General features: G+C 54.8%; 16 protein-coding genes. 6 read left to right on the top strand and 10 right to left on the bottom strand.

Annotated elements, in window-relative coordinates; genetic code table 11:
• Positions 1-17: 17 nt before the first annotated feature.
• Positions 18-1,019: an adenosine deaminase gene (gene add, locus HYQ67_RS14025; RefSeq protein ID WP_202304301.1), complete on the bottom strand. Its 1,002-nt coding sequence runs from the start codon at positions 1,017-1,019 to the stop codon at positions 18-20.
• 191 nt (positions 1,020-1,210) lie between these two features.
• Between add and HYQ67_RS14020 the strand changes: the two genes are divergently transcribed.
• Entirely contained in the window at positions 1,211-2,056 is an 846-nt protein-coding gene (locus HYQ67_RS14020) for a DUF3472 domain-containing protein (protein WP_202304300.1), read from the top strand.
• Positions 2,057-2,133: 77 nt separating this feature from the next.
• Here the strand turns inward: HYQ67_RS14020 and HYQ67_RS14015 are convergent, their stop codons facing one another.
• Positions 2,134-3,306 carry a MalY/PatB family protein gene (locus tag HYQ67_RS14015; protein ID WP_202304299.1) on the bottom strand — a complete coding sequence of 391 codons (1,173 nt, stop codon included), beginning with the start codon at positions 3,304-3,306 and terminating at the stop codon, positions 2,134-2,136.
• 46 nt (positions 3,307-3,352) lie between these two features.
• Complete coding sequence (gene malX / locus HYQ67_RS14010; RefSeq protein WP_202304298.1) at positions 3,353-4,945, bottom strand: maltose/glucose-specific PTS transporter subunit IIBC; 1,593 nt, start codon at positions 4,943-4,945, stop codon at positions 3,353-3,355.
• Between the two features lie 194 nt (positions 4,946-5,139).
• Between malX and HYQ67_RS14005 the strand changes: the two genes are divergently transcribed.
• Both HYQ67_RS14005 and HYQ67_RS14000 read left to right on the top strand, forming a co-directional pair.
• Positions 5,140-6,168: a Mal regulon transcriptional regulator MalI gene (locus HYQ67_RS14005; RefSeq protein ID WP_431355444.1), complete on the top strand. Its 1,029-nt coding sequence runs from the start codon at positions 5,140-5,142 to the stop codon at positions 6,166-6,168.
• Between the two features lie 264 nt (positions 6,169-6,432).
• Positions 6,433-7,467: an aldo/keto reductase gene (locus HYQ67_RS14000; RefSeq protein WP_202304449.1), complete on the top strand. Its 1,035-nt coding sequence runs from the start codon at positions 6,433-6,435 to the stop codon at positions 7,465-7,467.
• 159 nt (positions 7,468-7,626) lie between these two features.
• On the opposite strand, the gene HYQ67_RS13995 is transcribed toward HYQ67_RS14000, so the two are convergent.
• Positions 7,627-9,144 (bottom strand): YdgA family protein, encoded by a 1,518-nt coding sequence (locus HYQ67_RS13995; protein WP_202304296.1) that lies wholly within the window; start codon positions 9,142-9,144, stop codon positions 7,627-7,629.
• Positions 9,145-9,275: 131 nt separating this feature from the next.
• On the bottom strand, positions 9,276-10,448 hold the full coding sequence (gene manA / locus HYQ67_RS13990; RefSeq protein WP_202304295.1) for a mannose-6-phosphate isomerase: 1,173 nt from the start codon (positions 10,446-10,448) through the stop codon (positions 9,276-9,278).
• A gap of 206 nt (positions 10,449-10,654) precedes the next feature.
• Here manA and fumA point away from each other — a divergent pair, with 206 nt between their 5' ends.
• Positions 10,655-12,301, top strand: coding sequence for a class I fumarate hydratase FumA (fumA, locus tag HYQ67_RS13985; RefSeq protein ID WP_202304294.1), 1,647 nt, complete (start codon positions 10,655-10,657; stop codon positions 12,299-12,301).
• A gap of 213 nt (positions 12,302-12,514) precedes the next feature.
• Positions 12,515-13,912, top strand: coding sequence for a class II fumarate hydratase (gene fumC / locus HYQ67_RS13980; protein WP_202304293.1), 1,398 nt, complete (start codon positions 12,515-12,517; stop codon positions 13,910-13,912).
• A 4-nt stretch (positions 13,913-13,916) separates the two neighbouring features.
• Here the strand turns inward: fumC and tus are convergent, their stop codons facing one another.
• Both tus and rstB read right to left on the bottom strand, forming a co-directional pair.
• Positions 13,917-14,846, bottom strand: coding sequence for a DNA replication terminus site-binding protein (tus, locus tag HYQ67_RS13975; protein ID WP_202304292.1), 930 nt, complete (start codon positions 14,844-14,846; stop codon positions 13,917-13,919).
• A gap of 88 nt (positions 14,847-14,934) precedes the next feature.
• Entirely contained in the window at positions 14,935-16,254 is a 1,320-nt protein-coding gene (gene rstB, locus HYQ67_RS13970; protein ID WP_202304291.1) for a two-component system sensor histidine kinase RstB, read from the bottom strand.
• A gap of 200 nt (positions 16,255-16,454) precedes the next feature.
• Between rstB and zinT the strand changes: the two genes are divergently transcribed.
• On the top strand, positions 16,455-17,093 hold the full coding sequence (gene zinT, locus HYQ67_RS13965; protein ID WP_202304290.1) for a metal-binding protein ZinT: 639 nt from the start codon (positions 16,455-16,457) through the stop codon (positions 17,091-17,093).
• 27 nt (positions 17,094-17,120) lie between these two features.
• Here zinT and rstA read toward each other — a convergent pair whose 3' ends face one another.
• The 3 genes from rstA to HYQ67_RS13950 all read right to left on the bottom strand — a co-directional run bounded on the left by rstA (position 17,121) and on the right by HYQ67_RS13950 (position 20,063).
• Positions 17,121-17,849 (bottom strand): two-component system response regulator RstA, encoded by a 729-nt coding sequence (gene rstA / locus HYQ67_RS13960; protein WP_202304289.1) that lies wholly within the window; start codon positions 17,847-17,849, stop codon positions 17,121-17,123.
• A 75-nt stretch (positions 17,850-17,924) separates the two neighbouring features.
• A complete protein-coding gene (gene folM, locus HYQ67_RS13955) occupies positions 17,925-18,650 on the bottom strand; it encodes a dihydromonapterin reductase (protein ID WP_202304288.1) in 726 nt (241 codons plus the stop codon).
• Between the two features lie 30 nt (positions 18,651-18,680).
• Positions 18,681-20,063: an amino acid permease gene (locus tag HYQ67_RS13950; RefSeq protein WP_202304287.1), complete on the bottom strand. Its 1,383-nt coding sequence runs from the start codon at positions 20,061-20,063 to the stop codon at positions 18,681-18,683.
• Positions 20,064-20,135: the final 72 nt, after the last annotated feature.

The raw sequence follows: 20,135 nt of genomic DNA, 5'->3' as shown, positions 1-20,135 counted from the left end.
AGGCTGCCGCGCGCAGCTTAAGCGGCGCGAACCTTAGCGATTAGCGCCTGCTTTTCCGTCTCGCTCAGGAAGGCAATTTTTAACCCATTCTCTTGCGCGGTACGGATCTGTGCCGCGCTCAGTCCGGCACGCGGTGCGGCGACGGTATACTCATGAACAATATCAATCCCCTGAACCGCCGGATCGTCAGTGTTGATGGTAGCGAGCACGCCGTGGTCAAGGAATTTGATCAGCGGATGCTTATCCAGCGACGGCACCGTGCTGGTCTGAATATTTGAGGTCAGGCAGGATTCAATACCGATGCCTTGCTCCACGAGGAAGTCCATCAGCGCAGGGTCTTCAATAGCCTTTACGCCGTGACCAATACGCTCAGCCCCTAACTCACGAATCGCCTGCCAGATGCTCTCCGGGCCAGCAGCTTCACCGGCATGCACGGTAATATGCCATCCCGCATCGCGTGCGCGGTTGAAGTGGTTGAGGAACAGGCTGCCCGGGAAGCCCAGTTCATCACCCGCCAGGTCCAGCGCGGTTATCTGGTCGCGGTGAGCAAGCAGGGCTTCCAGCTCCGCCAGGCATGCGGCCTCGCCAAAGGTACGGCTCATAATGCCGATTAACCGTGCTTCAACGCCAAAATCACGGCAGCCTTCGCGCACGCCTTCAATCACAGCTTCCACCACGCCGGCAACCGGCAGGTTATGGGTCATCGCCATATAGCCCGGCGAGAAGCGCAGCTCAACGTAGTGCAGACCGTTCCGCGAGGCATCTTCAATGTTTTCCCATGCCACCCGGCGGCAGGCATCCAGCGTGGCGAGGACTTTCACGCCCCAGTCCAGTTTTGACAGGAAGCTCACCAGGTCAGGCGCGGTATCGACGACCTGCACGTGAGGAATTAACGCATCAATGGAGTCTGCCGGAAGCGACAAATTGTACTGGCGGCCCAGATCGAGGATGGTTTGCGCACGAATGTTGCCATCGAGGTGGCGGTGCAAATCGGTTAACGGCAGGGAGGTAACAATCATGGTCGCACTCATTGTTTGATTAAAGTGCGTTACAGTATAAAAACAAATGTGGATGAATTGCTACGTTCCCCTAAGAATTGTTACGCAAACGCTTATCCTGTGACCTCGGACGGTTGTCGGCTTTGGGTCTATTTCTCTCGATATTTAGTTAACTATTAATAATCTTTAACTATTTGACAGCGCGGTGAGTCTTGCCATTTACTTGCGGCAGGAAAGATTTATTTGTCAACATCAAGGAAGTCACAATGAAAGCAAGGACGTTAGCTGTAGCGTTATTGGCGAGCTTTACCTTTATTCAAGCCGCCGCGGGAGCCGATTTTCCGAGAAAGAAATGGGCGGTGCATATGACCAACTTTGTGGGAGAGATAGCGGATAAGCCTGCGGAAGGATTTGAAAAGGTCACCTACCCAATCACGGTAATTTCAGGGCCTGCGGAGAAGCATTTTTACTACAGCCAGTTCGGCTATTTCAATCAGGGTAATGATGGCAGAAAAGGCAGAGCCTATTATGTAGGGCTGCAGCCGCAGGGCAACGGGCGGGCGAGGGCAGTCTTCTCCGTTTTTGGCTACGGCGCGCGTAAAATTGATAGGCAATGCACCAGCGAGGCAGATGGTCACGCAGGGTCGAGCTGCCAGGTGTTATTCACGGAATTTAAATTTAACCGTGCCTACAACCTTGTGACTGAACTGCAGGATCGTAACGGCAGTGAGAATATCTGGGTAGGCTATATCTATGACACAACAACCCATGTAAGAACCAGAATCGGCTCGTGGGCGACGCCAGCCGACTGGGGATATATCAGCGGTAAGAGCATTGGCTTTATAGAATTCTTTACCGGCCTCACCAGTTGTCATCAGATCCCCGCGACCACGGCCTGGTTTGGGCCGGGAACAGGTGAAACAGGCAGCCACCAGGAAGTTGTGGGCTCTTTATCTGAGGCCTATGGCGTAGGCATTTGTAAGCATAACTTCTCCTTTAGCAGCGCCACGGACAGCCGCGGCGGATTGTTGATACAACAATCCTCTGGCACAGATTAATCGACGACACCCCAGCGCAAACTATTGCCGAAGAAAGATTGGCCGGGGGAGCATATGAATAAATCTCCCCCACATCATTATTGCAAAGACCGGATCGCCGCTATCAGCCGCTTTACGCCTTCCTCCAGCTTCACCCGGGGGCAACCACAGTTCAGGCGGATAAATCCGTTTCCTTCTTCGCCATAGGTATAGCCCGGCATGATGGCGACTTTTTGCTGTTCGATCATCGCTTTTTGCAGCGCTTTATCATCAAGACCCAGCGGGCGAAGATAGATCCACGCCAGATAGGTGGACTGCGGCGGCAGCCAGTTGAGCAGGGGGAACTCACCGTTAAGCGTATCCGCTACGTAGCGCAGATTGTCCTGCAAGTAGGCCCGCAGGGCATCAAGCCACGGTTCGCCTTGTCGGTAGGCGGCGATGTGCGCAACCAGCGCAAGCACGGCCGGGGAGGAAAGACCGTCCTGACCTTTGAGCACGCTCAGGTACGCCTGGCGATCGTGCTCATCATTGATCAGCCCGTATGCGCCCGTCAGCGCCGGAATATTGAAGCTCTTGGAGCCGGACGTCAGTAGCGCCCAGCCGCCTTTACCCACTTCACACCACGGCGTGTGCCGCTGACCTTCCCAGACCATATCCATGTGGATTTCGTCGCTGATGACGCGCACGCCGTGGCGTTCACACAATACAGCCATCACTTCCAGCTCTTCCCGCGTCCAGACCTTACCCGTCGGGTTCTGCGGGCTGCACAGCAGCATGATTTTGCACTGCGGTTTTGCGAGCTGGGCCTCAAGGGCGTCCATATCGCACGTCCATCCAGCAGTGGTGTTACGCAGTGGTGCGCTCAGCACTTCGCGCCTGTTTCCCTCAATCGCTTTATAAAAAGCATCGTAGGCCGGGGTGTGAATCAGCACCGCGTCCCCCGGCTCGGACCACTGGCGGATCAGCTGAGAAACCATGTAAATCACGGAAGGGCCGTAGACCACGCTCTCGGGATCGATTTCGCTGCTAAAACGCTGCTGATACCAGTGGGCGATGGCACCGATGAAATCATCATTCTTCCAGCGGCTGTAGCCGAGCACGCCGTGCGCCAGACGCTGCTGGACGGCGGAGAGAATGACCGGGGCGGTAGGGAAATCCATATCGGAGATGGTGAAGGGAAGGAGGTCAGGGGCACCGAAACGGTCTGCCACATAATCCCATTGCGTACACCAGGTTCCGTGGCGGTCAACGGGAACGGAAAAATCGAACATAACACCTCACAGAAGAGCGGGCACTTAATTGCGTGCCCGCTTTTGATTACGCCTGAGCCGTGCTCATCAGGCTCGCCATTTCATCTTTTACCGACTGAACCTGTGGCCCGATGACCACCTGCAGGTTGTGCTGGTTAAGCTGCACAACGCCGATGGCACGCAGGTTTTTCAGCGCCGCGCTGTCGACCAGCGCCATGTCTTTCACCGTCATACGCAGGCGGGTGATGCAGTTATCCAGCGTCACGACGTTTTCAGCGCCGCCCAGTGCCGCCAGCATGGCCGGTACGTTGTAGCCGGATTTGCCAACCTGACCCGCAAGCGCTTTTTCCGCGCTGGTGGTGGTGTCGATATCGCGGCCCGGCGTTTTAATGTTAAAGCGGGTAATCGCGAAGCGGAAGATAACGTAGTAGCCCGCGAACCAGATAGCCGCTACGACCGGCACCATGTACCACTTGGTGGACAGGCCGTGCAGGATACCAAAGACCACGAAGTCGATGATATTGCCATCGGTGTTACCGATAGTCACACCCAGTACCGCCATGATGGTGAAGCCAAGGCCGGTCAGCAGGGCGTGGATGAGGTAGAGAACCGGAGCCACGAACAGGAACAGGAATTCCAGCGGTTCAGTGGTGCCGCCAACAACGCAGGCGATAACGCCGGAAATCAGCAGGCCTTTAATTTTATGACGGTTTTCAGGACGAGCACAGTGGTACATCGCCAGTGCAGCACCTGGCAGACCGCCCAGGAAGGCAGGCATTTTACCCTGCGACAGGAAACGGGTCGCGCTTTCGGAGAAGCCATGCACCGTCGGGCAGCTCAGCTGCGCCTGGAAGATGGTCAATGCGCCGCTGACGCTGTGGCCACAGACGTCCATGGTGCCGCCAGCCTCGGTGAAGCGAATCAGGGCGACCAGAATGTGTTGCAGACCAAACGGCAGCAGCAGTCGTTCACCGGTACCGAAGATCATCGGCCCGAAGATGCCGGCGCTGTTAATCAGGTTGCCAATACCGGTGATCCCGGCCGCGAATACAGGCCAAATCAGTGGGATCACAAGGCCTACCAGCCCCATCACTACGGTGGTGATGATGGGAACGAAACGGGTGCCGCCGAAGAAAGCCAGCGCATCCGGCAGGCGGATGTTGTGGAAGCGTTTGTGCAGCATAGCCACAATCACGCCCGCGATGACCGCGCCCAGGATCCCCGTATCAATAGACTGAATGCCGAGGATGCTCTGAATGTTGTTTGCTTTCAGAATCGCGGCATCGGTAGTTGGCAGGATACCTTTGGCAGTCAGCCAGAAGTTAACGCCCAGGTTCATCACGACATAGCCGACAAAACCAGCAAAGGCCGCGACGCCTTTATTCTCACTCGCCAGCCCCAGCGGGATAGCGATACAGAACATGATTGGCAGGAAGCTGAAAGCGAAGGAGCCGACTTTGCTCATCCACACGAAGATGAGCTGCAGCACCGGGTTACCCAGTGCAGGAAGCAGCGTGATGACGTCATGGCTGCTTAAAGAACTGCCGATCCCCAGCATGATCCCGCAGAATGACAGCAGCGCCACCGGCAGCATGAAGGTTTTGCCAAGGTTTTGAAAAAACTCCCAAAGCGTAATTTTTTGTGGTGTATTAGCCGCCATAACGACTCCTGTTGCCGGTTGAAAAAGGATAGTAACAGTACGAAACTGCAAGGATGATAAAACGTTTAACCTGATTTTATTGCGCGTCAGCTCACAGATTAAAAACGAAGCAACGCGCCTAATATAGCTGTCCAGGTAAAACGTTTTATCCTGTGTCATACCTGACTTACGGAGAGACTCCCTCGTTCATGACCATGATGGCCCGAAAAATCACTATTAATGACGTTGCCACTGCCGCCGGTGTTTCGGTGGCCACCGTTTCGCTGGTATTAAGCGGCAAGGGGCGGATTTCTGCGGCGACTGGCAGCCGCGTCAATGAAGCCATTGAGAAGCTGGGCTTTGTGCGTAATCGCCAGGCGGTGTCGCTGCGGGGTGGGCAAAGTGGCGTGATTGGGCTTATCGTCCGCGATCTGTGTAATCCGTTTTATGCCGAACTGACGGCGGGCTTAACGGACGAGCTGGAAAAGCAGGGGAAACTGCTGTTTCTTACCCAAAGCGGCGCTCAGGGGCAGCATATGCAGCGTTGCTTTGACATGCTGGTGTCACAGGGCGTGGACGGGATAATCATCGCCGGGGCGGCGGGACAGGGGGCAGAGCTCAAGGAGCTGGCGGAGCAGAAAAATCTACCGCTGGTGTTTGCCTCGCGCGCGAGCTATCTCGAAGAAGCCGACATCATCCGCCCGGATAACATGCAGGCGGCTCAGCTGGTCACGGAACATTTGATTAAGCGCGGGCATCAGCGCATTGCCTGGCTTGGGGGGCGCGGCTCATCTCTCACGCGTGCCGAGCGTCTGGGCGGCTACTGCTCAACGCTCTTAAAATATGGTTTACCGTTCCACAGCGACTGGATACTTGAGTGTGAATCCAGTCAGAAGCAGGCCGCAGACGCCATTACCACGCTGCTGCAACACAATCCGACAATCACCGCCGTGCTCTGCCACAACAGCACTATCGCCATGGGCGCATGGTTTGGGCTGCTGCGTGCGGGCCGTCAGAGCGGAGAAGGCAGCCTGGACAGCTATTACGACCGTCACGTCGCGCTGGCGGCATTTGCCGAAGTGATGGATGACGAGCTGGACGATTTGCCGCTGACCTGGGTATCCACTCCGGCCCGGGAGATTGGTCGCAGTGCGGGTAACCGTATTCTGCAGCGGGCGCAAAAGGGCGACGACGAAGTGCGAAATCAGATAATGCCAGCCCGACTGGTGGTGCGAAAGAGCTAAAATCCTCGTGAGCCGACCCGCTCGTCACCGGACCTGCTTTGACTTGGTCCGGTGAATTTCTGTGAACTACACTCAATAAACTAAAATGCTGTGTAATAAGCATTCCAGTCACTCCGCAGGTTTTGGGCTGATAGCCAGAATTGTCATGGATGTTAAGTCTACGTTCTGGGTATGGGTGCTCTGTAACCTGCGCTGTCGGCGGCTACCCCTGTGTTCAGACAATCCTAATTCCTTTCAGGAAACTGAATGCTGGAGGTTGAAGCCATGCGCTATCGCATCTTTGGAAATACAGGTCTCAGAGCGTCGACTCTTGCTCTTGGTACGGGCAATTTTGGCAATGGTTGGGGTTATGGGGCAGACAAGGACGCTGCTCGTAATATTTACGCCCGTTACCGTGAAGCGGGCGGCAATTTCATTGATACGGCCGATCAGTACCAGTTTGGGCAATCTGAGGCAATGCTCAGCGAGTTCATCGCTGCCGACCGCGAAGATATTATCCTTGCTACGAAATATTCACTTGGCGACTCGCCTGAGGCGGGGCTACAGCACAGCGGCAATAGCCGCAAATCGATGACCAACTCCCTTGAAGCAAGCTTAAAGCGCCTGAAAACCGACCGTATCGATTTGTTCTGGGTGCATATGCCTGATGGCGTCACGCCCGTTGATGAAATTGCGAAGGCCCTCGACGATCTTATCCGGTCCGGCAAAATCCTGTATGCGGGGCTGTCGGATTTCCCGGCGTGGCGGGTAGCTACGGCCGCCACCCTGGCGGAGCTTCGGGGTTGGTCCCCCATATCCGCCGTGCAGCTGGAGTACAGCCTCGTGGAGCGCTCCGCAGAACGCGAGCTGTTACCCATGGCGGCAGGATTTAACCTGGGGACGGTAAGCTGGTCACCCTTAGGAGGAGGTCTGCTTACCGGAAAATATCGCAAGGGCGAATCTGGCCGGGCGCAGGGGCTGGGGGCGGTCATTCATGATGAGAGCAATCAGATAAAAATCGCCACCGTTGATGCCGTACTGGCAATTGCGGAAGAAACAGGCTATCCCCCAGGCCAAATCGCCATCGCATGGGTGATTGCAAAAGGAACATTGCCGATTATCGGTCCACGTACGGAAGAACAGCTGGCAGATAATCTTGCGTCGGTAGATGTTCAGCTCACCGCTGAACAAATCGCACGTCTGGATGCCGCGAGCGCCATTTCACTCGGTTTTCCGCATGAAGTTGTTGCCGCATCCATTCCATCTTTGGGCGGTGGAAAACATGAGTTAATTGATAAGGCTGCGCGAGCTATACGTTGAGATAGTGTCGATTGGGCTTGGAGGCTAAGTGTTTCGCCAGCAATAATCACTTGTCGATGTAGGTCGGGTGAGCATGACTTCACCCGACAATTTCACTTGTGATTGCAAATGGCTACGGTGGATGACGCTGACGCTTATCCACCCTACAAAACCTGAAGCTTAATGCGCTGGTGCTTCCAGCTCAGGTGCCGGTGCCACGCCGTCCAGACCTGGCAAGGCAAACATCCCCAACAGTTCACCCAGCGACATAGCCTGACCATTCAGCGTGACCTTACCGGTGCCATATTGCAGGCTGGTGGTGATTTTGTTGTCTTCCACCTTCGTCACGCGGAACATCTGGCCCAGCGCTGCCAGCCCCTGAATCTGCTGGGAGGCAAGTTTCGCCGCATCGTCCTGCTTATAACCTTCCAGCTGAGCGACCTGCGTCATCAGCTCGGTGGCCATATCCATCGGGATGACCAGCTTGCTGTCCAGAGACTTAACATAGCGGTCCAGCTGCTCTTCAGGCGTGCTTGCCGGGCCGGTGACGCCAGCAGGATCCTTCAGATACAGAGAGAGATTAAAGGTGCTTTCACCCTTATCGTTCTTCCAGCTCAGCGGTGCCACGGTAATGACCGGGTTGCCTTTCAACAGCAGCGGTAAATAGGCGGCCAGAACGTCAACCAGTTTTTCCTGGTAGAGTTCAGGATTTTGCGCAATGGCCGGGTCAGCCAGCAGTTTCTGGGACTCAGCGTTATATTTCTGGCTGAACTCATGCATCGCTGCCCCGTCAATATTGCCGACCTTCAGCGTCAGTTTGCCGCTGCCAACGTTCCGGTTTTGCAGTTTCAGCGCGTCAACGGTGTAGTCAACCTGGGCGGTAAGATGCTTTTTATCATCCTGCACGTCAGACTTCGCGTTGATTTTAAAGCCTTCCAGCACCGCCATCTCTTTGCCTTCAATCGCAACGGCCAGCTTATCAACAGAGGCTTTTTGTTCGCCCACCCGTTCGTCAAATTCGGTACGCTGGCTGCTGCCATCGGTGGTCACACCATTGAAGGTGAGCTGCACGTGCTGGCCATACTGATTGACGGTATTGATCAGGCCGCTTTTTGCTTCACCGTTAATAGCAATGTTGTTGCCATCGCCGTCAACGTCGGCGGAAAACTGGCCGCCGCTAAAGGAGATTTTGTCATCGCCGTTGGCATAGTTCAGCGGCAGAAGGTCAATATCTGAAGACGTTGCGCCGCTATAGCCGACGCGTGTTTGCGCATCAAGGAATGACTTACCAGCCGTGATATCAAACAGCGGTTTGGTGGTTGGGTTGTTGACCAGCACGGTATGAATCGAGGCCATGCTTGGGATCAAATTGAATTTTTTCAGCTGGGCAAACGGGAACGGGCCGTGATCGATAGTTTCAGCAAAAACGATGCTTTGATCCGGTTTCAGGAACGCGCTTTCTTTACCGGCAACGGGTTTAATGACCAGCTGCATAGAGCTATGGAACAGACCGCGGTGATAATCCTGATAGCTCACGGCCAGGCCCGACTCCGGTGAGGCATTGTTTAACTCGGCATTGGCGTTGGCGATCATTTCCGCCATACGTCCTTCCAGCTGCTTGCCGGTATACCAGGCGGTGCCCGTCCACACCACGCCCAGCGCTATTATCACACCTACCGCTACCAGAGATTTTTTCATCGTATCCTGCCCTTGAGAAGTGGCGCTCAGACATCCCCTGAGCGTCGAAGGAAAAACGCCCGAGGGCGTTTTTATAAAATCAATGCCGTAAGCTTAGCAATCCGTGGCTAAAAGATCAGTAAGTTACTTGATCAGAGCTTATTGAATACACGAGCGATACGGCCCACGCCGCTGGCCGAAACCGGAGATTCGCTGGCTGCGATAAACGCGGATTCACCAGGCTTCAGTACCAGCCGCTGCTCATTTTTGCTCAGCACCGCTTCGCCTTCCACGCAGAAGACAATTGCCGCGCTCTCCTGCGCAAGCGTAGCCGGAGTGGCGCTCAAATCGTGCAGGGAGAAGGCGAAGTCATCTACCGGGATCGGGAAGTCCAGCTCGCTGCCGTTTTGCCGCGGCTGGGTCAGCAGCTCACCGGCTGGCTTTGGCTCAAATTTCACGTTGGCGACCAGTTCAGGGATATCGATGTACTTTGGCGTCAGGCCCGCGCGCAGCACGTTATCCGAGTTCGCCATGACCTCCAGCGCAACGCCTTTCAGGTAGGCGTGCGGGGTTTCGGCGAACAGGAACATCGCTTCGCCCGGTTCGAGCTTAACGACGTTCAGCAGCAGCGGAGAGAACAGGCCGCTGTCGTCCGGATAGAATTCTGAGATGACGCGGATGGTTTCCCACGGCTCACCCTGCTGATTATTCAGCGCGGCTTTCAGCACGCCCAGCGCGCGGGATTTCTCTTCGCCCTGCATATTCAGCAGGCTGGCGAACAGCTGCGCTAAACGCTCAGCGCCTGGTTTTTCCAGAAAATGGGCAATGGCGGTATGCGCGCCCGAAACAGGCTGTAAAAGCGAGACGATGTCAGAGAATTCACGGAAGGCGTTCATCGCAAGGAATGGCGTAAGGGCGAAGACCAGCTCGGGCTTATGGTTCGGATCTTTGTAGTTACGTTCGGCGGCATCCAGCGGGATCCCGTCCGCGTTTTCTTTTGCAAAGCCCAGCTCGGAGGCTTTTTTGTTCGGATGCACCTGAATTGAGAGGGGCTGATCGGCACACAAAACTTTAAACAGGAACGGCAGCTCGCGGAAACGTTCGGCAACGGCAGCGCCAAGGGCTGAATTCTGATCCGCATCGATAACTTCGCGCAGGGAGCGCGGCTGGCCATCAACCAGTACTTGAGAACTGCTTTTTGGATGTGCACCCATCCACAATTCTGCCATTGGCAGGTTGTCCGGGTTCTGGACGCCATAGAGTTCAGTTAAGGCGGTTTGACTTCCCCAAGCGTAATTTTGCACTGCGTTGATTAATTTTTGCATTATCAAGGCCTGTTGTAATGTAGATAAGATTCCGGCTATTAAACCAATTATCCGTAGCGAAGTAACCAGGGCAGTAAAAAGTCGTATTAGTCTCAGTTTTTGTTAAAAAATTGTGTAGCATATTGTGATTCAATTTTTAACACGGTGCGCCAGCCGCACCCGAAGCCTGAATAATTAACGTAGCTGATGTCGTAAGTGAGAGAACAATGTCCAATAAAGCCTTTCATTATCAAGAGCCGTTCCCGTTAAAAAAAGACGAAACCGAATACTACCTGCTGAGCAAAGATTACGTCTCCGTTTCGGAGTTCGAAGGGCAGGAAGTCCTGAAAGTCGACCCTAAAGCCCTGACCCTTCTGGCGCAACACGCCTTCCACGATGCCTCTTTTATGCTGCGCCCGGCGCACCAGCAGCAGGTTGCCGATATTCTGGCCGACCCGGAAGCTAGCGAAAACGATAAATACGTGGCGCTGCAGTTCCTGCGTAACTCAGAGATTGCTGCAAAGGGTATCCTGCCAACCTGCCAGGATACGGGGACTGCAATCATCACTGGTAAAAAAGGCCAGCGCGTCTGGACCGGAGGTGGTGATGAAGCCGCGCTCTCGCAGGGGATCTACAACACCTACATTGAAGATAACCTGCGCTATTCGCAAAACGCCGCGCTGGACATGTACAAAGAGGTGAACACCGGAACCAACCTGCCTGCGCAGATCGACCTGTACAGCGTTGACGGGGCGGAATACAAATTCCTCTGCATCGCTAAAGGGGGCGGGTCCGCAAACAAAACCTATCTTTATCAGGAAACTAAAGCGCTGCTCAGTCCGGGCAAACTGAAAGATTATCTGGTCGAGAAAATGCGCAGTCTGGGCACCGCAGCCTGCCCGCCGTACCACGTCGCATTTGTGATTGGCGGCACTTCGGCAGAATCCACGCTCAAAACGGTGAAGCTTGCGTCAACCAAATATTACGACGGCCTGCCGACCGAAGGTAACGAGCACGGCCAGGCGTTTCGCGATGTTCAGCTGGAAGATGAGCTGCTGAAAGAGGCGCAGAACCTTGGCTTGGGCGCGCAGTTTGGTGGCAAATATTTCGCACATGATATCCGCGTTGTTCGCCTGCCGCGCCATGGCGCATCCTGCCCGGTAGGCATGGGTGTTTCCTGCTCCGCGGACCGAAATATCAAAGCGAAGATTAACCGCGACGGCATCTGGCTTGAGAAACTCGAGCACAACCCCGGCAAATTTATCCCGCAGGAACTGCGTCAGGCGGGGGAAGGGGAAGCCGTTAAAGTCGATCTGAATCGCCCGATGAGCGAGATCCTGAAACAGCTTTCGCAATATCCCGTTTCTACGCGTCTTTCCCTGAGCGGGACTATTATTGTGGCACGTGACATCGCACACGCTAAGCTCAAAGAGCGTATCGATAACGGCGAGGGGCTGCCGCAGTACATAAAAGATCACCCTGTGTACTACGCGGGCCCGGCCAAAACGCCGGACGGGTACGCATCGGGTTCGCTTGGGCCAACGACGGCAGGGCGAATGGACTCCTATGTGGATTTGCTACAGGCCAACGGCGGCAGCATGGTGATGCTGGCGAAAGGCAACCGTAGCCAGCAGGTTACGGATGCTTGCCACAAGCACGGCGGTTTTTATCTGGGCAGCATTGGCGGCCCGGCGGCGGTGCTGGCACAGCAAAGCATCAAGAGTCTGACCTGCGTTGAGTATCCCGAGCTGGGCATGGAGGCTATCTGGAAAATCGAGGTCGAGGATTTCCCGGCCTTTATTCTGGTTGATGACAAGGGCAACGACTTCTTCCAGAAAATACACGCCTCCCAATGTAATCGATGCGTGAAATAACATTATGAAGCCGCCCAACCGGGCGGTCTATGTTGCCGACAGAGAAGAAAAAAACGTGGTTTTTTCTTCTCTGTAATGAGCAGCCGAAAACCAATGAATTGGTTTTCCTTATCTGTTTTAAGGTGCATTATTTTCGTAGATCGATTGCATGAGGTTTGTCATCTGTCCGGGCCGCCCTTGTGGGCGGTTTTTTTTATCTGAAAGGAGAGTGAAATGGCATCCAGTCGTATTGAAAAAGACTCTATGGGACCCATTGATGTTCCGGCTGATAAGCTCTGGGGGGCGCAGACGCAGCGCTCGCTTGAGCATTTCCGCATCTCCACGGAAAAAATGCCCACGGCGCTCATCCAGGCGCTGGCGCTGACCAAGCGTGCCGCCGCTAAGGTGAACATGGATCTTGGTCTGCTGCCGGCAGAGCGGGGAAAAGCAATACTCGCAGCCGCCGACGAGGTGCTGGCGGGTAAACATCCCGATGAGTTCCCGCTCGCTATCTGGCAAACGGGATCGGGCACGCAAAGCAACATGAATATGAACGAGGTGCTGGCGAACCGGGCAAGTGAAATCCTTGGGGGCGTGCGCGGCATGGAGCGCGTGGTTCACCCTAATGATGATGTGAACAAAAGCCAGAGTTCTAACGACGTATTCCCGACGGCGATGCACGTCGCCGCGCTTATTGCGGTACGCGAAGAGTTAATCCCGCAGCTTAAGGTGCTGAAAGAGACGCTGCAGGCGAAAGCGGAAGCCTTCCGCGATATCGTTAAAATTGGCCGTACCCATTTACAGGACGCCACGCCGTTAACGCTCGGCCAGGAGATCTCCGGCTGGGTGGCGATGCTGGAGCACAATCTCAAACACATCGAACACAGCCTGCCGCACGTAGCGGAACTGGCTCTTGGCGGCACCGCCGTCGGCACTGGCCTGAATACTCATCCGGAATATGCCGTCCGGGTAGCAAAAGAACTGACCGAGATTACCCGGCAGCCTTTTGTCACCGCGCCAAACAAATTTGAGGCGCTGGCTACCTGCGATGCTCTGGTTCACGCGCATGGCGCGCTGAAGGGGCTTGCCGCATCGCTGATGAAAATTGCTAACGACGTTCGCTGGCTCTCATCCGGCCCGCGCTGCGGCATCGGCGAAATCGCCATTCCTGAAAACGAGCCGGGCAGCTCAATCATGCCGGGCAAGGTGAACCCAACGCAGTGCGAAGCGATGACGATGCTGTGCTGCCAGGTGATGGGCAACGACGTGGCGGTGAACATGGGCGGGGCATCCGGGAATTTCGAGCTGAACGTCTATCGCCCGATGGTTATCCATAACGTTCTGCAGTCTGTTCGCCTGCTGGCGGACGGCATGGAAAGCTTTAACGAGCATTGTGCCGTCGGCATCGAGCCAAACCGGGACCGTATCAGCCAGCTGTTAAACGAATCGCTGATGCTGGTGACGGCGCTCAATACCCATATCGGCTACGACAAGGCGGCGGAAATCGCCAAGAAGGCTCACAAAGAAGGGCTGACGTTAAAGGCCTCCGCCCTGAAGCTGGGCTACCTAACTGAAGACGAGTTCGACGCCTGGGTGCGGCCAGAAGAGATGGTCGGCAGCATGCGGCAGTAAGCTTCTATTGCTCGCAGTAAAGATGCAGCCTTGGGATCAACAGCCTTAACGCCTGGGCTTCTGGCTTATAGCGATGGCGGATGTTCTCAGCATCGTAATTCAGCAGCTCGCCAATTTCCGGCGGTGCTTCGCCGCTGTCCTGCTGGCACAGCACGATCAGCGGTGAAGGACAGGCGAGCTGCACCTGCTTCTGCTGCTCCTGATACCAGACGCGCGCCACCGGCTGGACCTTCACCGGACGTTTTATCTTCAGCTTCGTGCTGGCGGGTAGCATCGCGACGTTGTTAAGTTCGCGCTCGATCTGCTCCGCCCACTGCTCGCGGGTATAGGGCGGCACGGCGCGGTTTGCCTTCAGGCTTTTTTCCAGCATCACCATTACCTCATGCCGGGTCATATTCTTGATGATTTGCTTGTTAGCCCAGCCAAAGCGCAGGGTGGTTGGATTATCAACCAGCGTGATGGTCCGGTAGGCGTTGAGCGTTATCAAGCCCGGAATATGATGATGCACCCACTCGAAGCGCTGCACGCTCGCAAGACCGGATTCGACGCTGATAATCTTCTCGATCGCATTTTTCTGCTGGTTAATTCGCGCAATCAGCTCCTGAGTTTGCTGATAGTCGGAGGCGGTTGCGCTGTAGCACACCGCGCCGGGAAGACGGACGGCAGCCTTGCTGCTGATTTTTTCCGACTGCTGCTGGATGAAGAGACGGGTGAAGTGGGCAAGCGTAGCCTCATGGGCCTCTTTGCCGATTTTCTGCGTGACTTCAATCTCGTTGAGCGGTTCGTGTTCGCTGCCTTTCTCGATGGTGGGCAGGGCAAATACGCGGCCCACCAGCAGCCGATAGCCGTCCAGCTGACCACTTAGCAGCAGCAGGTCACGTTCCAGCTCCCGGAACGTCGAGGTTAACCGTTCAATCAGATCGTAATTCGCCATTGTGCACCCATTTTAGTTACAACATACTTATAGAGTTATAGCACGTCGGTGACAGCCTGACCACCAGCGCAGCTTTCGTCAGGCAGGATTATGCGGTTTTGATGGCCGCCGAGGGGCTTTGCTCTGGGCCAAAAGAGGTGACCGGCCAGCTAAAATGCAAACGTGCGCCGCCCAGAGGGCCGCTGTCTACGCGGACAGCTCCTCCCATAGCCATCGCGACGGAATGAACAATCGCCAGACCCAGGCCGCAGCCGCCGGTTGCCCTGTCGCGGCTGGGATCCAGGCGGACGAACGGCTGGAAAATATGCTCACGCTCTTCAACCGGAATGCCGGGGCCGTCGTCTTCGACGACTAGCCTTGCGATGTGCTCATTAATGCTCAGGCTCACGCGCAGCCGTTGCTGGCTGTAGCGCAGAGCGTTGTTAATGAGGTTATCCGTCACCCGTTCCAGCAGGCGCAAATCAACCTGGCCGAAATCTCCCGCGGCAGGGCATTGCAGAGCGATTTCACGATGCGGGTGAATCAGACGCACATCAGCAATGTGGTTTTGCATCCATTCAGGAAGGTTAACCGGTGCCAGGTGTAACTCGGTCTGAGGACGGTCGAGGCGGGCGTAGGTCAGCAGCTCGTCAATAAGGCCTTCCAGCTGGCCGATATCGCGATTCAGGGCCTGTGACTCTTCGTCGCTCAGATTTTCACTCATCTCAAGACGATACCTCAGGCGAACCAGCGGCGTACGCAGCTCGTGGGCGATACCGTCAATTAACAACTTTTTACTGGCGATTAGCGCATTAATGTTGTCAGCCATCTGGTTGAAGGCTACGCCAAGGCGCTCAAAGCTGGAGGCGCTGTCGAAATGAATCCGCTCATTCAGATGACCTTTACCCAGACGCTGCGCTGCCGTCTCCAGTTTCAACATGTCCTGCCAGTGGGGGCGCATCCAGATGAATACCGGGAAGGCGAGTGAGATGGCGATAAATATCATCAGCCCGACGTCCAGCAGGCGCATCTGATGCAGGAAAAAGAGGTAGGGAATAGGGCCAACCGCCAGCACGTAATGGCTGCGAGGGATGCGCTGGATAAACGTGTACTCGTCGTCGAGGGCGACAATTTCGCCTTCCCGCAGGTGGCGGGCAGTCATCTCATCGAGCTTAAACTTGCTCATCGGCTCGATGTTCAGTTTAAAAGAGAGATTGAGGTCAAGATCGTTGATGGTCTTGTTCCAGTCACGAGGGGGGATTTCACGAAGCTCGCTGCGCATCAGATACAACGAGCTTTTCATTAAATCGTCAAGCGACTGGCGGCCCGCGCGCTCGGCGGTGAATTTATAAACCAGCCCGACCAGCATGGTCATCACCAGGAAGCAGACAAACAGCAGGAGATAAAACTGAATAAAAAGTTTTTTCATTAAAAATCGCCAGCCTGATTACGTTTTATTCTCGGCCACCGGTTGGAGGCATTACAGGGAAAAGAGTATGCCTGTGTCCATTCTACCTGGCTATGAAAACAAATTTGCCTGCGCGCCACACGTGATGTGGGGTTGAATACAGAATTGTTATGTTATAACATCATCTCATTATTCATGCACACGCAGGAGAGCGTAGCCAGATGAGAAAAGCCCTTTTAATCGTTGGGATGGGAGCCTTATTAACTGTTCAACAGACCTTTGCTCACGGGCACAGTCATGGAAAGCCTTTAAGCGAGGTTGAACAAAAAGCGAGCGAGGGTGTGTTTGCTAATGCCAATGTGAAAGATCGCGCGCTGAGCGACTGGGAAGGTATCTGGCAGTCGCTAAATCCTTATATGCAGAATGGCGATCTCACGCCCGTTCTTGAGAAAAAGGCGAAGCAAACCGGAAAGTCGATTAGCGATCTGGAGGCGTACTACAAGGCAGGTTATGCCACCGACATTGATACTATCGGCATCGAGAACAACGTGATGGAATTTCACGTCGGTAAAAACGTCAGCGCCTGTGAGTACTCCTACGCCGGTTACAAAATTCTGAACTATGCATCGGGAAAGAAGGGTGTTCGCTATCTGTTTGAATGCAAAGATGCCCGTTCAAAGGCACCTAAATATGTGCAGTTTAGCGACCACATTATCAGCCCGCGCAAATCCCTGCATTTCCATATATTTATGGGCAATACGTCGCAGGAAGCGCTGCTAAAAGAGATGGATAACTGGCCAACGTTTTACCCTTACAACATGACGAAGGCGCAGGTGGTGGACGAAATGCTGCACCACTAAGGCCCAGGAGCGAGCCTGAGAGCCTTTTCAGGCTTCGCTTTCCCAGGCGTGCGGCGCGAAAAGATAGCCTTTATTACGCACTGTCTTTATACGGAACGGCTCAGTTGCGCTGTCGTAAAGTTTCTTGCGCAGGCGCGATATAGCAACATCCACGCTCCGGTCCATGCCGTCATAACTTACCCCGCGCAGATTTTTGAGCAAAGCATCCCGATCCATAATCTGCCCTGCATGTGTCGCCAGCTCCCACAGCAAATCGAAATCCGCCGTCGACAGCGCGATATTCTCTTCACCCAGCGTGACCTGACGATTAAGGGGGTCAATGCACAGCGTGCCGAAGCGCGTCGCTTTATGTGGCTTCAGTGTCGTTGGAGTGGTTTCAGCGGTATGTTGGGCGGAAATTCTCTGCCGAAGATGCAGCCGCAACCGTGCCAGCAACACGGCGGGGGGAGTGGTTTTGAGAATGTAATCGTTAGCGCCCATCTCCAGCGACAGAATATGATTCATATCGCTGTCCAGCGAGGTCAGCAGCACAATTGGGCCGTCCCACTGCGGGCGAAGATCGCGACACAGGGTCATACCATCTTTGCCGGGAAGCATCACGTCTAACAGCACCAGGTCTGGCTGCTGCTGCTTAATCACTTCTTCCGCGCGGTCGCCACGGCTTTCGACGATGACATCAATGTCGTGTTTTCCCAGGTAAGCGGCAATCAGCGAGCCGACCTCGGGATCGTCTTCCACATATACGATTTTGTTCATAACCCGGCACATTAGAAGAAAAGAGGAAAATACACTGAGCGAATCTATTATGCTATCAACGGTAGGTAAACAAATTTATCGCAGGGGGCGGCCGCCGTCCACGGCGTGGGTTCTTCCCGTAACATAGCGACTCGCCAGCAGATATTTTACCAGCGCCACAATCTCCGCTTCACCGGGGGCAATTTTCATCAGTGATTTGTTCAGCGCTTCCTGACGGTACTGCGCACTATCGTGGTCGTTGAACATGATCATGGCCGGGGCGATAGCGTTAACTTTAACCTCCGGTGCCAGCTTGCGGGCAAACGAACGGGTCAGATTATCTAATGCCGCTTTGCTGGCGGCGTAGGCAATATGCTTATCGCTGCCTCGTTCTACAACATAATCGGTGAAATGAATGATATCGGTGCTGGCCTGGCCATGACCACGAAGCAACGGTTCCAGCAGGTGATTAAGCAGATAGGGCGCGTTGACGTGAATTTGCAGCATGGCGGCAAGGGTTTCACTCAGCGGTCTGTCTTTTGATTCCGCTTGCCAGGCGCTGGCATTATGGATGATGGCACGCAGGCCGCTACATCTTTCCATAACTGCGGCTGCGAAAGTATGAATACCCGCATCTGTGGAAAAATCCGCGAAAAGACACAGCGCACCGGCCTGTTCCAGCTCGTCAATGGCCGAGTAACGAGTCCGAAAGCTGACTATCACCGGCTGATGACAAGCCAGAAACTCTTTCGCAAGGGCAAGCCCAATGCGGCGGCCTGCCCCTGTTATCAAAATTGGCCTGGGGGTTAGCTCTGTCGTCATTACTGGCTCCTCATCGCGGGCAAACCGTCGTTACCTCATCAACATCCATGTTGCCGGGACTGCGGCGACCAGAATCATGCCGATGATCGTTTTTTCCTGAACCTTCAGGATACCTTCATGCGCATGGGTGCGGCGGGCATAGATAAAGACAAGTAATCCAGGCGCGTACAATACCACTGAAAGCAGCAGATGCATGGGGCCGGAAGCATACAGAAGCCATAAGCCATAAATGCAGGCACCCAGCCCAATGGCCTTGTGCAGCGGACGGGCAGCCACTTTCAGCAAGAAAGCCCCCACCAGGAAATAGGGGACGAGGATCATCTCGGAGGCAATCGTCAGCAGCGTGTTGTAATCCGAACCGGTCAGCCAAATCAGAACCAGACAAACCTGCACGCTGATGTTGGTTAACCAAAGTGATGAAGAAGGGGCATTATTTTTGTTCTGGCGAGCAAAGATCTTTGGGAAGGCTCGGTGCGTCGCCGCCAGCAAAGGCACTTCTGCCGCCATGATAGTCCAGCTCAGGTAGGCACCGCAGACGGAAACAATCAGGCCTGCAGCGATAATCACTTCACCCCACGGTCCCAGCATATCCACCATAATACCGGCCATAGAGGGGTTACGCATTGTCGCCAGCTCCGGACGCGCTACAACGCCAAGAGACAACAAAGTCACCAATAGGTAGACGCCAAGTGCCGCAATGACCGCAAGCAGCGTCGCACGACCAACGTCTTTTTTATTGCGGGCGCGGGCCGAAACCACAACAGCGCCTTCAACGCCGATGAATACCCATAGCGTAATGAGCATGGTGTTCTTCACCTGTTCCCACACGGGAATACCTAATTCCAGGCCGCTAAAGTCGAGGCTAAAGGTGCGAAGCTGAAAGGTCATCGCCGCCAGGATGATAAACATCCCGAGCGGCAGGAGCTTGGCGAGCGTCGCAGCCAGATTGATGCTTGCCGCCGTCTGGACGCCACGGAGCACCAGCCAGTGCACCATCCATAGCAGTACCGACGCGCCGACTATCGCCTGCCAGGTGTTGCCATCGCCAAACAGACGCAGCTCTGGCGTATCGGTGAAGAAGCTTAAAGCGGAAAAGACAATCACCAGATAAGAGACGTTGGCGATGACGGCGCAAAGCCAGTAGCCCCACGCGGAACAGAAACCGATTAGCTCACCAAAACCTTCACGGGCATAGGTGAAAATGCCTCCATCAAGGTCGGGACGCAGGCGGGTGAGAACGAGCATTGCCAGGGCCAGCAGGAGAATGCCTGCGCCGGTAATTGCCCAGCCGATCAGTAACGCCGCAGGACTCGCAACGGCCGCCATATTCTGCGGCAGGCTAAACACCCCTGCGCCGAGCATAGAGCTAAGAACCAGTGCTGTTAATGCCGCAAGGCCAAGTTTCTTTTCCATCAGTGTCCAGTATCAGTAAGAAGGGATCCAGAATAATTATTATGCTTTAGAGCATAAATATGGTGGATCACA

The sequence above is a fragment of the Dryocola clanedunensis subsp. sulfonylureivorans genome, from assembly GCF_016756775.1.
Lineage (GTDB): Bacteria > Pseudomonadota > Gammaproteobacteria > Enterobacterales > Enterobacteriaceae > Dryocola > Dryocola clanedunensis.
Note: the sequence above shows the minus strand (reverse complement) of the source record. Positions and strands in the feature narration are given on the sequence as shown.